This is a genomic window from Rhizobium sp. Leaf371, from assembly GCF_001424045.1.
GTDB lineage: Bacteria > Pseudomonadota > Alphaproteobacteria > Rhizobiales > Rhizobiaceae > Ferranicluibacter.
Genome location: NZ_LMQB01000023.1, coordinates 584,504 through 599,700, shown reverse-complemented (window position 1 = coordinate 599,700; position 15,197 = coordinate 584,504). Strand labels below are relative to the sequence as shown.

14 protein-coding genes are annotated in these 15,197 nt (G+C 66.7%); 10 read left to right on the top strand and 4 right to left on the bottom strand.

Annotated elements, in window-relative coordinates:
* Positions 1 to 543: 543 nt before the first annotated feature.
* The 6 genes from ASG39_RS13595 to otsA all read left to right on the top strand — a co-directional run bounded on the left by ASG39_RS13595 (position 544) and on the right by otsA (position 5,807).
* On the top strand, positions 544 to 948 hold the full coding sequence (locus tag ASG39_RS13595) for a GFA family protein (protein ID WP_062595474.1): 405 nt from the start codon (positions 544 to 546) through the stop codon (positions 946 to 948).
* Positions 945 to 1,820, top strand: a complete 876-nt coding sequence (locus ASG39_RS13590) for an AraC family transcriptional regulator (RefSeq protein WP_062595473.1) — start codon at positions 945 to 947, stop codon at positions 1,818 to 1,820. The genes ASG39_RS13595 and ASG39_RS13590 overlap by 4 nt, the downstream gene beginning before the upstream one ends.
* Positions 1,821 to 1,856: 36 nt before the next feature.
* Complete coding sequence (locus ASG39_RS13585; protein WP_062595472.1) at positions 1,857 to 2,471, top strand: LysE family translocator; 615 nt, start codon at positions 1,857 to 1,859, stop codon at positions 2,469 to 2,471.
* Between the two features lie 275 nt (positions 2,472 to 2,746).
* Entirely contained in the window at positions 2,747 to 3,379 is a 633-nt protein-coding gene (locus tag ASG39_RS13580) for an HAD-IA family hydrolase (RefSeq protein WP_277995971.1), read from the top strand.
* Between the two features lie 102 nt (positions 3,380 to 3,481).
* Positions 3,482 to 4,315: a trehalose-phosphatase gene (gene otsB, locus ASG39_RS13575; protein WP_062595471.1), complete on the top strand. Its 834-nt coding sequence runs from the start codon at positions 3,482 to 3,484 to the stop codon at positions 4,313 to 4,315.
* 118 nt (positions 4,316 to 4,433) lie between these two features.
* Positions 4,434 to 5,807 (top strand): alpha,alpha-trehalose-phosphate synthase (UDP-forming), encoded by a 1,374-nt coding sequence (otsA, locus tag ASG39_RS13570; protein WP_062595470.1) that lies wholly within the window; start codon positions 4,434 to 4,436, stop codon positions 5,805 to 5,807.
* 49 nt (positions 5,808 to 5,856) lie between these two features.
* On the opposite strand, the gene ASG39_RS13565 is transcribed toward otsA, so the two are convergent.
* Positions 5,857 to 7,440, bottom strand: a complete 1,584-nt coding sequence (locus ASG39_RS13565; RefSeq protein ID WP_062595469.1) for a peptide chain release factor 3 — start codon at positions 7,438 to 7,440, stop codon at positions 5,857 to 5,859.
* Between the two features lie 97 nt (positions 7,441 to 7,537).
* Here ASG39_RS13565 and dut point away from each other — a divergent pair, with 97 nt between their 5' ends.
* From dut to ASG39_RS13545, 4 genes are all read left to right on the top strand, one after another.
* A complete protein-coding gene (dut, locus tag ASG39_RS13560) occupies positions 7,538 to 8,002 on the top strand; it encodes a dUTP diphosphatase (RefSeq protein ID WP_062595615.1) in 465 nt (154 codons plus the stop codon).
* 240 nt (positions 8,003 to 8,242) lie between these two features.
* Positions 8,243 to 9,616, top strand: coding sequence for an efflux RND transporter periplasmic adaptor subunit (locus tag ASG39_RS13555; RefSeq protein ID WP_082477246.1), 1,374 nt, complete (start codon positions 8,243 to 8,245; stop codon positions 9,614 to 9,616).
* Positions 9,617 to 9,625: 9 nt separating this feature from the next.
* Positions 9,626 to 12,817 (top strand): efflux RND transporter permease subunit, encoded by a 3,192-nt coding sequence (locus tag ASG39_RS13550; protein ID WP_082477227.1) that lies wholly within the window; start codon positions 9,626 to 9,628, stop codon positions 12,815 to 12,817.
* Positions 12,818 to 12,886: 69 nt separating this feature from the next.
* Positions 12,887 to 13,513: a TetR family transcriptional regulator gene (locus tag ASG39_RS13545; protein WP_062595468.1), complete on the top strand. Its 627-nt coding sequence runs from the start codon at positions 12,887 to 12,889 to the stop codon at positions 13,511 to 13,513.
* A 29-nt stretch (positions 13,514 to 13,542) separates the two neighbouring features.
* On the opposite strand, the gene ASG39_RS13540 is transcribed toward ASG39_RS13545, so the two are convergent.
* The 3 genes from ASG39_RS13540 to ASG39_RS13530 all read right to left on the bottom strand — a co-directional run bounded on the left by ASG39_RS13540 (position 13,543) and on the right by ASG39_RS13530 (position 15,188).
* Entirely contained in the window at positions 13,543 to 13,836 is a 294-nt protein-coding gene (locus ASG39_RS13540; RefSeq protein WP_062595467.1) for a type II toxin-antitoxin system RelE/ParE family toxin, read from the bottom strand.
* On the bottom strand, positions 13,836 to 14,081 hold the full coding sequence (locus ASG39_RS13535; RefSeq protein WP_162242435.1) for a CopG family ribbon-helix-helix protein: 246 nt from the start codon (positions 14,079 to 14,081) through the stop codon (positions 13,836 to 13,838). Before ASG39_RS13535 ends, ASG39_RS13540 begins: the two co-directional genes overlap by 1 nt.
* A gap of 123 nt (positions 14,082 to 14,204) precedes the next feature.
* The gene (locus ASG39_RS13530) at positions 14,205 to 15,188 is read right to left on the bottom strand and encodes a 2-oxoglutarate and iron-dependent oxygenase domain-containing protein (protein WP_062595466.1); all 984 of its coding nucleotides are present in this window, start codon (positions 15,186 to 15,188) and stop codon (positions 14,205 to 14,207) included.
* Positions 15,189 to 15,197: the final 9 nt, after the last annotated feature.

Below are 15,197 nucleotides of genomic sequence, written 5' to 3'. Positions count from 1 at the left end.
TATCGGACGGGGCACCGAAAGCTGCCGCGAAGGATAAGTTTGATATGACACCTTCCGGTGCCCCGTTCAGCCGTTTTAGCCCGCAACTGCAGTCCCTCTGCCCTTCGATCCCTTGGAGCCGGCCATGCTCCGAAGAGCGTGGTTGCGGCCCGAGGTGGTCCGAAGGCTGTGTGCCCCACAGGCACGTCCGGACGATACCGCCCGATGGCATGCATCGGGTTGCCGCCCGGAGGGAGACCATTTTCTGCGGGCCCCGAGCGGTTGGGCTTGCGTCCATCCCCTGCCTCAAGGAGCCGATCCCGCCTCGCCGGAACGCCTTCCGGTGTATCCGCGACGGAACGGGGCGATGATGGCACGGCCCGATCCGGGCGGGAAGACAGAGCGGCGATTTTTCCCGCAAGCGCTTGAAAGGACAGGCGCCGAGCGGCGATATTTTCCCCGCTTGCAAATCTTGAGGCCGGATGCCCCGGTTCCGTGGGATCATTTTCCGCTGGAACCCGTTGGGTTTTGCGCGATGATGTCCCGCAAACGGGAGGAACCGAGATGAAGATCGATGGCGCGTGCCACTGCGGCGGGATCGCCTATACGGCGGAGATCGATCCCGATGCCGTCTCCGTCTGCCACTGCACCGACTGCCAGCAATTGACCGGCACCGCCTACCGGGTCAGCGTCTTGCTTCCGCGCGACCGGTTCCAGATCACGAAAGGGTCGCCGAAGACCTATGTGAAGACCGCCGACAACGGCCATCGGCGGCGGCAGATGTTCTGTCCCGATTGCGGCTCCCCGGTCTTCACGACCGGTGAGGACGCGGGGGCGGAGGAGATCGCCATCCGCTGGGGCACGATCCGCCAGCGGCGCGATCTCGCTCCGACCCGCCAGATCTGGTGCGCCTCCGCCGCGCCCTGGCTGGAAACGGTGGCGGCCCTGCCGGGAAAGCCGGGCGATTGAGGCCCTTCACCATCCAGTCAACCGTGATCGAGGGCATCGTCGCGGTCCGTGCGGAGACCGATGCGAGCTTCGGGCGGCACACGCATGACGACTTCGGCATCGGCCTGATCGAGGCGGGCGCGCAGGTGTCGGCCAGCGGACGCGGACGCGTCGAAGCCGGGCCGGGCGATGTCATCACGGTCAATCCGGGCGAGGTCCATGACGGGCACGCGATCGGCGGCGCGCCCCGCCGCTGGCGCATGCTCTATCTCGACCCCGGCCTGATCGGCCGTGCCGCAAGCGATGTCCGCGAAGAGCCGGGCGCGCGTTTCGAATTCACCGATCCGGTCATCGCCGATCCGCAGATCGCCGCGCGGTTCGCGGCGCTCGCGAGCGTGTTGTCCGGCGAGCGGACAGGCGAGCGGACAGGCGAGCGGACGGGCGAGCGGACGGGCGAGACGGCCTCGGTCATGGCCGCCGAAAGCGGGCTGCTCTGCCTCGTCGCTCGCCTCCTTGGCGGTGCCGGGACGCTGGAGGGGCCGGTCGGCAGCGCGGCGGTGGCCCGCCAGCGGATCGACGACGATCCGGCGGCGGCCCTCACGCTCGAACGCCTGGCGCGGGAGGCGGGCCTGTCCCGGTTCCAGTTCCTGCGGGCCTTCGCGCGGGAGACGGGGCTGACGCCGCATGCCTATATCGTCCAGAAGCGCCTCGGCCTTGCCCGGCGGGTGATCCTGCGCGGCACGCCGCTCGGCGAGGCTGCGGCCGTCGCCGGCTTTGCCGACCAGAGCCATATGACCCGGCTTTTCGTGCGCAGTTTCGGCTTTACGCCGGGCTGCCTTGCCGCGGGGGCACCCGCTGCAATTTCCTTCAAGACCGCACCCTTGCCTTTCTGATCGACTGGCGTCCTCTCCAACAGGGAACGGGACGCCATGTCGCTCGATTATCTTCTGACCTCGCTCGTCGTCATCCTCCTGCCGGGAACCGGCGTGCTCTACACGCTGGCGGTCGGCGTCCATACCGGGGCCCGCGCCAGCCTGTTTGCAGCGCTCGGATGCACGCTCGGCATCGTGCCGCATATCGCGGTCGGCATTCTCGGCCTGTCGGCGCTGCTGCATGCCAGCGCGCTGGTCTTCTCGATCGTCCGGTTCGCGGGCGTCGCCTATCTTCTCTACATGGCCGTGATGGTGCTGCGGGGCGGGGGCGGGCTGGAGATCGACGCGCAGGCGCGGGCCGCGCTGCGGCCCATCAGGATCGTCGGGACCGCCATTCTTCTCAACCTGCTCAATCCGAAGCTGACGCTGTTCTTCCTGTCCTTCCTGCCGCAGTTCATCCGGCCGGACACCGTGTCCCCGACCCGCGACCTGATGGGGCTCGCCGCGATCTTCATGGGCCTGACCTTCCTCGTCTTCGCGCTCTACGGCCTGTTTGCCAGCGCCGCGCGATCGGCGATCCTGACGCGCCCCGGCATCATGCTCTGGCTGCGCCGAAGCTTTGCCGCGGCCTTTGCGGCGATGGGGCTGCGGCTGGCCTTCGAAAGCCGGTGAGCGAAGAGAGGCTGATCAAGGCCGGAGAAAGGGCAGCGCATCCCAGGCGATTCGCGTGCTACGGGCCCTCGCCGTTTGCATTCCGCGCCCGATATCCTTAAGTCGAGGCGACGTACACAGCGGCCCGCCACGCCTCCCGTCCGCCGGCCGCGTCCCATCCGAGACCGAAAGGAATGCCCCTCTTGTCTTCTCCCGTGTCCGCTTCGTCTTCGCCCTCTCCCGCGTCCGAGCCGCTCTCGTCGCATCCGACCCTCGGCAAGCCCTTTTCCGCCTTCCTGTTCGACATGGACGGCACGCTGCTGAATTCGATCGCGGCGGCCGAGCGCGTCTGGAGCAAGTGGGCGCTCGCGCATGGGCTGGATCTGAAGACCTTCCTGCCCTTCATGCATGGCAAGCGCGGCATCGATACGATCACGCAGCTGAACCTGCCGGGCGTCGATCCGGCCAAGGAAGCCGCTTATATCACCCAGGCCGAGATCGCCGATGTCGAGGGCGTGAAGCCGATCCCCGGTGCGCTCGAATTCCTGAAGATGCTGCCCGCCGATCGCTGGGCGATCGTCACCTCCTCGCCGCTGCCGCTGGCCAAAGCCCGGCTCGCCAAGGCCGGAATCACCGCGCCGAAATTTCTCGTGACGGCCGAAGACGTGACGCAGGGCAAGCCGGCGCCGGATTGCTACCGCCTGGGCGCCGAGCGCGTCGGGTTCGATGCGGCCGACTGCCTCGTGTTCGAGGACGTGCCCGCCGGCGTGATGGCGGGCGAAGCGGCCGGTGCCGATGTCGCGGTGATCACCACGACGCATGCGCATACGATGGAGACGACGCATATCACGCTTGCGGGCTATGAGGGATTTGCGGTCGAAATCGCGCCGGACGGACGCCTCATGCTGGTCGAAAAGACCGCCGGCTGAGCCGGGCTCGGAATGTTCGAGGGTCGCCACCTCCCGGCGACAGGGTTGTCACCGACCGGCGACAGGGTTGTCACCGGGAGGTGGCGACCTAACTAGAGCCTCATGCCAAACGATAGCCAAACCCTGTTCACACCGGATCCGGGCGTCTCGACCCCGCAGGACGCGCCGCTTCTGGGCGTCTTGACCGATATGTTTGCCCGCATCGCCGCGGAGCCCGACAACTGGGCCCTGTTCCTCGATATCGACGGCACGCTGGTCGATCTCGCGGAGACGCCGGACGCGATCGTCGTTCCCCCGGACCTGACCTCGACCCTCATGTCCCTGTCCCATCGGCTAGGCGGTGCGCTCGCGCTGGTGACCGGGCGGGCGCTGCATTATGCCGACGTGCTGTTCGATCCCGCGACCTTCCCCATTGCCGGCCTGCATGGCGCCGAACTGCGCGACCAGTCGGGCGCGATCACGCGGCCGGAGATCACGCCGGCCTTCGTGACGCTGAAGAACGAGCTGGCCCGCACCGTCAAGGACTGGGAGGGCGTGCTGTTCGAGGACAAGGGCGCGGCGGTCGCGCTGCACTACCGGCTGGCGCCGGAGCGCTGTGCCGATGTCGAGCATGTCATGCGGCGCGCCTCCGTCGCCATCGGCGAAGGGTGGGGCCTGCAATTCGGCAAGATGGTGGTAGAACTCCGCCCGTCCACGGCGAGCAAGGGGGGTGCGGTCATGACCTTCCTGTCGCAGCCGCCCTTCGAGGGGCGCAAGCCCCTGGCGATCGGCGACGACGTGACCGACGAGGCCATGTTCAAGGTGGCGAACGCGGCCGGCGGCCTGTCGCTGCGGGTCGGAGAGCCGGGCTTCGAGACGCAGGCGCAGGCCACCATCGGCTCGGCGCAGGCGGTGCGCGACGCCCTGACGGCGCTGGCCCGCGCGGGCAAGGCATGAGCGGCGACAGGCCCGCCTGTGCTGTGGCTTGGCCTGTGACTTGGCCTGTGGCCGATCGGAGGGCCAATCGCGCCATCCGCCGCGCAGGCGACTCACGGACATTCGAAAGGAAACCATCTTGAGCCGTCTGATCGTCGTGTCGAACCGGGTGCCGGTGCCGGAAAAAGCGGGCGATGCCCCGGCGGGCGGTCTTGCCGTCGCGCTGCAGGCTGCGCTCGAGGAGCATGGCGGCATCTGGATGGGCTGGTCCGGAAAATCGAGTGGGACGAAGGAGCCGGAAGCGCTCGACCTCAAGGATCGCGGCAAGATCACCTATGCGCTGACGGACCTTACCGACAAGGATGTCGAGGAATATTACTTCGGTTTCGCCAACCGCGTGCTCTGGCCGATCTGCCATTACCGGCTGGATCTCGCTGAATATGGCCGCAAGGAAATGGCCGGCTATTTCCGCGTCAACCGCTTCTTCGCCCATCGGCTGGCGCCGATGCTGCAGCCGGACGACGTCATCTGGATCCACGACTATCACCTGATCCCGCTCGCCGCCGAGCTGCGCCAGATGGGCATCCGGAACCGGATCGGCTTCTTCCTCCACATCCCCTGGCCGCCGGCCGACGTGCTGTTTGCCATGCCGGTGCATGAGGAGATCATGCGCGGGCTGTCGCATTACGACCTGATCGGCTTCCAGACGGATCACGATCTCGAAAACTTCGCCGGAGGCTTGCGCCGCGAGGGCATCGGCAACGAGATCGCGCCCGGCCGCTACAGCGCGCATGGCCGAATCTTCAAGGGCGGCACCTATGGCATCGGCATCGAGACCAGGGCGTTTGCGAGCTTTGCCCGGAAAAGCGCCTCGCATGCGATGGTGAAGAAGGCCGCCGCCAGCATCGAGGGTCGCGACCTGATCATCGGCGTCGACCGGCTCGACTATTCCAAGGGCATCACCCAGCGCATCGATGCCTTCGAGCGCTTCATCGAGGGCAATCCCGGCCAGCAGGGCAAGGTGACCTATCTGCAGGTGACGCCGAAATCGCGCTCCGAAGTGCCGGAATACGAGGCGATGCAGCGCACGGTGGCCGAGCAGGCCGGCCGCGTCAATGGCGCGCTCGGCACGGTCGACTGGGTGCCGATCCGCTATATCAACCGCTCGATCTCGCGGCCGATTCTGGCCGGTCTCTACCGGATGGCGAAGGTGGGGCTCGTCACGCCGCTGCGCGACGGCATGAACCTCGTCGCCAAGGAATATGTGGCGGCGCAGGACCCGGACGATCCGGGCGTGCTGGTGCTGTCGCGCTTTGCGGGGGCGGCCCGCGAACTGGACAGCGCGCTGCTCGTCAACCCCTATGATATCGAGGGCACGGCCAATGCCATCGCGCGGGCGCTCTCCATGCCGCTGCCCGAGCGGCAGGAGCGCTGGGGCAAGATGATGGACTATCTCAACGAGCACGACGTGGTGCGCTGGTGCGACGATTTCCTCAAGGACCTGGTCGCCTGATCATGTTCGCCTGATCATGAAGGCCTGATCGGAGACGCCCGATCGAAGATCACGCCGCCTTGGCGACGTGATATTCCTTGATGGCGACCATCTTGATCGCCTTCCAGCGCTCCGCCTCGTAATTCAGCGAAAAACCGTCCTGGGCGAGGAAGACCGGGTCGCCATCGAGATCGCGGGCGATATCGCCGCGGCGGGCGGTGATGAAGCGGTCGAGCTCGCCCGGCGTGTCGGAAGACACCCAGCGGCAGATCGAGAAACGGGCCATTTCGAACGAGACCGGCAGGCCGTATTCGCCCTGCAGCCGCTCCTTCAACACGTCGAGCTGCAGCGCGCCGACGACGCCGACGATGGCGGGGGAGCCGTCCTCGGGCGAAAACAGCTGCACGACGCCTTCCTCGGCCATCTGCTGCAAGGCTTCCTTGAGCTTCTTCGCCTTCATGGCATCCTCCAGCCGCACGCGGCGCAGGATCTCGGGCGAGAAGTTCGGCACGCCCTGGAAGACGAGGTTCTCGCCCTCGGTCAGCGTGTCGCCGATGCGCAGCGTGCCGTGATTGGGGATGCCAACCACGTCGCCGGCGTAGGCCGTATCGGCGAGCTGGCGCTGCGAGGCGAAGAAGAACTGCGGCGCGGTGAGGCCGAGCTGCTTGCCGGTACGGGCAAGCCGCGCCTTCATGCCGCGCTCCAGCTTGCCCGAGCAGATGCGCGCGAACGCGATGCGGTCGCGGTGGTTGGGGTCCATATTGGCCTGGATCTTGAAGACGAAGGCCGTCATCTTGTCCTCGCTCGCATGCACCGTGCGGATATCGGCGACCTGATCGCGCGGCGGCGGCGCCATGGCGCCCAAGGCATCGATGAGGTCGCGCACGCCGTAATTGCGCAGCGCCGAGCCGAAGAACACCGGCGTCATGTGCCCTTCGAGGAAGGCCTGGCGGTCGAACGGGCGGCAGGCCTCGATGGCCAGCTCCGTCTCCTCGATGAAGGCGGCGCGCTCGTTTTCCGGCAGCCGGTCGGCCACCGCCTGCGGGCCGTTGACCTTCAGCGCCTCGACCTGCGTGTCTGCGCCGCGCACGGTGTTCTCGGCCAGATAATAGGAGCCGCAGAAGGTCTTCGACCGGCCGATCGGCCAGGTGATCGGCGCCGTGTCGAGCGCCAGCTTCTCCTCGACCTCGTCGAGGATCTCGAACGGATCGCGGCTTTCCCGGTCCATCTTGTTGATGAAGGTGATGATCGGGATGTCGCGCATGCGGCAAACCTCGAACAGCTTCAGCGTCCGCGGCTCGATGCCCTTGGCGGCGTCGATCACCATCACCGCCGCATCCACCGCCGTCAGCGTGCGATAGGTGTCGTCGGCGAAATCCTCGTGGCCGGGCGTGTCGAGGATGTTGAAGACGTTGCCGTCATATTCGAAGGTCATGACGGAGGTGACGACCGAGATGCCGCGCTCGCGCTCGATCTTCATCCAGTCCGACCGGGTCTGGATGCGGTCCTTCTTCGCCTTGACCTCGCCGGCCAGCTGGATCGCGCCGCCGAACAGCAGCAGCTTTTCGGTCAGCGTCGTCTTGCCCGCGTCGGGGTGCGCGATGATCGCAAAGGTTCGGCGGCGGGAGACCGCATCGGCAAGCGTTTCAGCCATGGGGAGTGTCCTGTTTTCGACGCTTATCTAGCGATATGGCGGCCGATATGCAATTGACGGCCGTGATCCCCTCGAAAGCTTCGTGAAGGCGCCGCCCATGCCGGACATCTCCCCTCCCGTTCTCGCCCTGATCCGCCTGCCGCACGGGGAGGGCCTGGCGCTGCCGGCCTACGAGACGAAAGGCGCGGCCGGCATGGACCTGCGCGCCGCGGTGGCGGCGGACGCGGCGCTGGTCATCTTACCCGGCGCGCGCGCGCTGGTGCCGACCGGCTTCGTGTTCGAGATCCCCGACGGCTTCGAGGGGCAGGTGCGGCCGCGCTCGGGGCTCGCCTTCAAGAACGGCGTCACCTGCCTCAACACGCCAGGCACGATCGACAGCGACTATCGCGGCGAAGTGAAGGTGCTCCTGATCAATCACGGCACCGAGCCCTTCACCGTGACGCGCGACATGCGTATCGCCCAGATGGTGATCGCGCCGGTGACGCAGGCTCTCGTCAGGGAGGAGACGGCAGCGTCGCAGACGGCGCGCGGCGCGGGTGGTTTCGGATCGACCGGGCTCTAATTCACAGTTTCGCTTTTCAAGGCTTCACGGAATTGTGCGCCGCATCATCTTGACGGCGTCCGTCCCGATACATACAATCGTGTTTGTATAAAGCGACCTGCCTTTCGAACGGTCCCGGCTGAACCCTTTTGCCGGATCCTTCTCTCGGAGGTCGCTGTCTGATTTTGTATCCTCCGGCCGACGCCCATGATTTCCTTCGAGATATCCTGCGCGCGCCGGTCTTTTTCGTGGGACCTTTTCATGCGGACCAATCGTCTGACGCTCGCCGCCCTCGTCATCAGCGCGGCTTTCTTGAGTGCCTGCCAGCAGGAGGAGCAGAAGGCGGAGGGGCAGCCGCAGCGGCCGCCCTCCGAGGTCGCGGTGGTCACCACGAAGACCGAGGAACTGCCGATCACCAACGAGCTTCCGGGCCGGATCGCCGCGACCCGCACGGCGGAAGTCCGCCCGCGCGTCTCCGGCATCGTGGTCGAGCGCGTGTTCGAGCAGGGCACCACGGTGCAGCAGGGCGACGTGCTCTATCGCATCGACCCCAAACCCTTCCAGGTGCAGGTGGACAGCGCCGAGGCGACGCTCGCCCGGGCGCGCGCCGCCCAGCAGCAGGCCCGCAACACGGCCGAGCGCCAGGAGCAGCTGCGCCGCTCCAATGTCGCGACCCAGCAGAATTTCGACGACGCGGTCGCGCTGCTCGCGCAGGCCGATGCCGATGTGGCGATCGCCGACGCCGGCGTCGCCTCCGCCCGGCTGAACCTGCAATATACCAACGTGACCGCGCCGATCACCGGCCGCATCGGCCGCGCGCTGATCACCGAGGGCGCGCTCGTCACCCAGAACGGCACGGAAAACCTCGCGACGATCCAGCAGCTCGATCCGGTCTATGCCGACTTCACCCAGACCGCGACCGACGTCATCCGCCTGCGCAAGGCGCTGCAGGACGGCCAGCTGATGACGGATGCCAACGAGGCGGCCGCCCAGCTGGTGCTGGACGACGGCACGCCCTATCCGGAAAAGGGCCGTCTGCTCTTCTCGGAAGCCGCCGTCGATGAAACCACCGGCCAGATCACGCTTCGCGGCGAATTCGCCAATCCGAACGGCGACCTCCTGCCCGGCATGTATGTCCGCGGCCTGATCCAGCAGGGCATCGAGCGCAACGCCATCGCCGTGCCGCAGCAGGCCATCCAGCGCGACACCGCCGGCAAGGCGCTCGTCTATGTCGTGGATGGCGAGAGCAAGGTCGAGATCCGTCCGGTCACGACGAGCCGCGTGGTCGGCGACCGCTGGGTCATCTCCAACGGCCTCAAGGCCGACGAGAAGGTCATCGTCGAGGGCTTCCAGAAGGTCGGCCCCGGCGCCCCCGTGAAGGCCGTCGACTGGAACCCGGCACCGCCGAAGCCGGACGGCGAGGCGGCCCCTGCAGAGCCCACGAAGCCGGAAGGCGCGCCCGCCGGCACGACGCCGGCCAGCGGCGACCAGACCGGCGCGCCGGCCTCCGCCGACAAGCCCGCCGTGCCCGAAGGCGGCGGCGCGACCCCTGCCGCCAATGCCGGTAAAGACGCTGGTAAAGATGCAGGCAAAGACGCTGCAAACGGCGGCACACAGCCCGCACAAGCGAATTAAGGACGGTCCATGCCCAGTTTCTTTATCGACCGGCCCATCTTCGCCTGGGTCGTCGCCCTCTTCATCATGATCGCCGGGATCATCGCGATCCCCTTCCTGCCGATCGCGCAGTATCCGAGCGTCGCGCCGCCGCAGATCAGCATCTCCGCCACCTATCCCGGTGCGTCGTCCACCGAGACGTATCAGGGCGTGACGCAGCTGATCGAGAACGAGCTGAACGGCATCGAAGGGCTCCAGTATTTCGAGTCCACCTCGAACGCCGCCGGCTCCGTCTCCATCAACGTCACCTTCGCGCCGGGCACCGATCCGGGCGATGCGGCCGTGGACGTGCAGAACCGCGTGCGCCGCGTCGAGCCGCGTCTTCCCGATGCGGTGACGCAGCAGGGCATCCAGGTCGACGAAGCCGGTTCCGGCTTCCTCCTGATCATCTCGCTCACCTCCACCGACGGATCGATGGACGCGATCGGCCTCGGGGATTATCTCAGCCGCAACGTGCTGAATGAAATCCAGCGCATCGAGGGCGTCGGCCAGGCGCAGCTGTTCTCCTCCGAACGCTCCATGCGCGTCTGGATCGACCCCGACAAGATGGTCGGCCTGAACCTGACGGCCGGCGACGTGACCAGCGCCATCCAGGCGCAGAACGCCCAGATCGCGGCCGGCTCCATCGGCGCCCAGCCGAACCCGATCACCCAGCAGGTTTCCGCCCCGGTTCTCGTCAAGGGCCAGCTGTCCTCGCCGGAAGAGTTCGGCGCGATCGTGCTGCGCGCCAATCCCGACGGGTCGGCCGTGCGCCTGCGCGACGTCGCGCGCATCGAGGTCGGCGGCCAGAGCTACGACACCTCGACCCGCCTCAACGGCAAGCCTTCGGCCGCCATCGCCGTGCAGCTGACCCCGACCGGCAACGCGCTCAACACCGCGACGCTGATCGAGGAGCGGATGGAAGAGCTGAAAGGCTATTTCCCGGCCGGCGTCGAATATTCCATTCCCTACAATACCGCGCCCTTCGTCGAGGTCTCGATCGAGAAGGTCATTCACACGCTGCTCGAGGCGATGGCGCTCGTCTTCCTCGTGATGTTCCTGTTCCTGCAGAACATCCGCTACACGCTGATCCCGACGATCGTCGTGCCGGTCGCGCTGCTCGGCACCTGCGCCGTCATGTATGTCGCGGGCTTCTCCATCAACGTGCTGACCATGTTCGCCATGGTGCTGGCGATCGGCATCCTCGTCGACGACGCCATCATCGTGGTCGAGAACGTCGAGCGCATCATGACGGAAGAGGGGCTGACCCCCAAGGAAGCCACCCGCAAGGCGATGGGCCAGATCACCGGCGCCGTCATCGGCATCACGCTGGTGCTCTCCGCCGTGTTCATTCCCATGGCCTTCTTCCCGGGCTCGGTCGGCGTCATCTACCAGCAGTTCTCGCTGACCATGGTGACCTCGATCCTGTTCTCGGCGTTTCTGGCGCTGTCGCTCACCCCGGCGCTCGCCGGCAGCTTCCTGAAGCAGATCCCCAAGGGCCAGCACCAGCAGAAGCGCGGCTTCTTCGGCATGTTCAACCGCGGCTTCGACAAGACCTCGCACGGCTATAGCGGCTGGGTCGCCTGGATGATCAAGCGGACGGGGCGCTTCATCCTCGTCTACCTCGTCATCGTCGCCGCCATGGGCTATCTGTTCACGCGTCTTCCCTCGGCCTTCCTGCCGAACGAGGACCAGGGCTACATCATCGTCTCCATGCAGCTTCCCTCGGAAGCCACCGCCAACCGGACGACCGAGGTCATCCAGCAGGTGGAAGGCTTCTTCGGCAAGGAAGGGGCCGTCGAGCGCATCATCGCCGTCAACGGCTTCTCCTTCTCTGGCTCCGGCCAGAACGCCGCGCTCGCCTTCATCACGCTCAAGGACTGGGCGGATCGCGGACCGGACGATGCCGCCTCCGCGATCGCCATGCGGGCCTCGATCGCCTTCAGCCAGATCCGCGACGCGATCGCCTTCGCGCTGTCGCCGCCGCCGATCCAGGGGCTCGGCACCAGCAACGGCTTCGAGTTCCGGCTTCAGGACCGTGCGGGCCAGGGCGACACGGCGCTGGCCGCCGCCCGCGACCAGCTGCTCGGCCTTGCCGCGCAGAGCCCGATTCTCGCCGGCGTCCGCGTCGACGGCCTGCCGGACGTCGCCCAGCTGAACCTGATCGTCGACCGCGAAAAGGCCAACACCTTCGGCGTCGCCTTCGCCGACATCAACGCCACGATCTCGACCAATCTCGGCTCCACCTATGTCAACGACTTCCCGAATTCGGGACGTCTGCAGCGCGTGACCGTGCAGGCCGACGTGGCCAAGCGCACCAAGCCCTCCGACCTGTTGACGCTCAACGTGCGCAACACCAATGGCGGCATGGTGCCCCTGTCGGCCTTCTCGTCTATCGAGTGGCAGATGGGTCCGGCGCAGACCGTCGGTTACAACGGCTACCCGTCCATCCGCATTTCGGGCCAGGCGACGCCGGGCCATTCCTCGGGCGAGGCGATTGCGGAGATGCAGCGGCTGATGGGCGAACTGCCCTCGGGCTTTGCCTATGAATGGTCCGGCCAGTCGCGCGAGGAAATCCAGTCGGGCTCGCAGGCACCGCTTCTGATCGGCCTGTCCTGCCTGCTGATCTTCCTGTGCCTCGCCGCGCTCTATGAAAGCTGGTCGATCCCGATCTCGGTCATGCTGGTGGTTCCCCTGGGCGTCATCGGCGCCGTCATCGCCGTGCTGCTGCGCGACATGTCCAACGACGTCTACTTCAAGGTGGGCCTGATCACGATCATGGGCCTCTCGGCCAAGAACGCGATTCTGATCATCGAGTTCGCCAAGGAGCAGATGGAGGCCGGCAAGTCGCTGATGGACGCGACGATCGAGGCGGCGCATCTGCGCTTCCGGCCGATCCTCATGACCTCGCTCGCCTTCACGCTCGGCGTCGTGCCGCTCGCGATCGCCAGCGGTGCTTCGGCGGCCAGCCAGAACGCCATCGGCACCGGCGTGCTCGGCGGCATGATCTCGGCGACGATTCTCGCGGTCTTCTTCGTGCCGGTGTTCTTCGTCTTCGTGATGAAGATTTTTCAGCGCGGCAAAGGCAAGAGCGGCCAGGGCAAGAGCGGCGAGGGCAAGAGCGTCGAGGGCCCGCATGCACCGGCATCCGGTCACGCCGCTGGACCCACACCGGCCGAGTGATCGCGGTCCCGGCTCGTCTCGCGACGGGCCGGGACCCCGGTCGGCTCCTCGGGGAGGCGGGAGAAACCCATGCGTCGGACGAAGGCGGAAGCAGAGGAAACGCGCAGCCGCATTCTGGCGGCGGCGGAGCATGTCTTCTTCGAGAAGGGCGTTTCCAACGCGACGCTCGAGGATGTCGCCTCGGCCGCCGGCGTCACCCGCGGCGCGATCTACTGGCATTTCCAGAACAAGGCCGACATCTTCCTCGAACTCTACAAGGCGGTGCCGCTGCCCGACGAGGCGCTGCTGCGCGACGAGATCGAGAATATCGGCATCGACATCCTTGCCCATATCGAGCAGGTGGCCGGCGAGTGGCTGGACGCGATGGCCTCCGACGAGCAGCGCCAGCGCATCCTGACCATCCTCCTGCGCTGCGACTATACGAGCGACCTCGCCCCGGTTCTCGGACGCCAGCAGGAAGTCGACGACGAGCACACGCGGTTCCTCGAGGACGCCTTCGGCAAGGCGGCCTCCCGCGGCGCGCTCAGCCGCGCCTGGACCCCCTCCAGCGCCGCCCGCGCACTGCGCTGGATGATCAAGGGCCTCTGCAGCGAATGGCTCCTCTTCGGCCGCCGCTTCGACCTCGCCGAAGAAGGCCGCCAGGGCCTCTCCCGCCTCTTCGGCTGCTTTCGCCGCGGGGATGCGCAGGCGGTTTGAGCGAGTTTGGAAACACGGGACGGTTTTTCCTACAGAGATCGCGGCCAATCCTGTGAGGCATGCAGCACGGTCAGGATGTGGATCTCATTCTGCACGACGCGATACGCCAGAATGTAGGCGATATCCGGAAGGACCAGCTCCCGCGTTGTTTTGATGCGGCCCATGCGCCCCATGGCAGGCTGCTCCGCCAGGGCGTCTGCCGCAGAGAGGATCCGGGAGACCACGCGGGCGGCGGCAAGCGGATCGTCTCTCTGGATATAGGCGCCGATCTCGTCCAGTCGCCGCAATGCCCGCAGCGTCCAACGCAGAGGTCTTCGGCTCATCACGAGCGGGCAGAGGGGACATATTTCGCGACAATCTTCGCCACGTCATCGGAGCTTGCGAACTCTCCTCGGTCGGCCTCCGCCAATCCGGTTTCGATGTCGGCAAGCTGCCATTCCTCGCGGGCGATGAAGTCCTCGATCGCCTGTGCGGCCATGTAGGAGCGAGACCGATCGAGTTTTTCGGCCAACTGGTCGAGCCTCGCCGCCGTTTCATCCGGCAGCCGCACCGTGAATGCCGTCATGATCATTCGCTCCTGTGGTTCACAATGATTATTCGTGAACCACTCCGGTTCGTCAAGATTGTGCGGATCTGCCCCGGCGATGCCTTGCCCGATGGCATCCGCCTTGCGCAAGACCGATGGCCGGCCTCAGGCCGACGTTGCCTTGAATTTTCCCATCAGATACGGCCCGGATCGGACCGGGGCGTAACGCGGGGTCTCGCCGGGGCGGAGGGTTGCGTCGAGCACGGTGATGTCGGCGTCCCAGTTCGGCTGGTGGAAGAAGGCGAGGGACTGGCGGCGGTCGAGGCCGCCGTCTTCGGGCGGCGGATTGACGACGCGGTGCAGGGTGGAGACCCAGCGGTCGTTGGTCCAGCGCGCCATGAGGTCGCCGATATTGATGACGAAGGCGCCCGGGGTCGGGGGAACGCCGGTCCAGCTGCCATCGGGCGAGAGGATCTCCAGCCCGCGCGATCCGGCCTGCGGCAGCAGGATCGTCAGGCTTCCGTAATCCGTGTGGGCACCGGCGCGAAGCTGGCCGGGCTTCGGCGCGACGTGCTGCTGCGGATAGTTGAGGGCGCGCAGCGCGCTGATCGGCGTGGTGATGAAGCCGTCGAAGTGGGTGTCCGGCAGATCGAGCGCGACGGCGAAGAGCCGCATGATCCGGGCCGCAAGGTCCTCCATGGCGCCGTAATAGGCCGTCCACGCCGCCTTGAAGCCCTGTGGGGCGTCCGGCCAGAGGGTGTCCGCATAGCAGAAGGCGAGCGCCTCGGGGTCGGTGATCGACGGCGGCCGGGCGAGAGGTCCGCCGTTGAAACTTTCCTTCAGGTCCGGCGGACTGTCGACGTCGCGGGATTTCGCGAGCGCTTCCAGCTCCGGCCCGAGATAGCCGTAAGGGTAGCCTTTGTAGGGCGCCCGCACGGCCTGTTTTGTCTCCGCAGGAAGGTCGAAGAAGGCGCGGGCCTTGTCCCAGACATCGTCGATGACGTCTTGAGAGACGCCGTGTCCGCGGATCGCGAGGAAGCCGGTTTCGCGGCAGATCGCATCCACCTCGCGTCCGAGCCGCTGTTTTTCCTCTGCTTCCGCTTGCTCGAAGCGACTGAGGTCGAAGACGGGGAAGGCGGGCAGGGACATGGCGGCTCC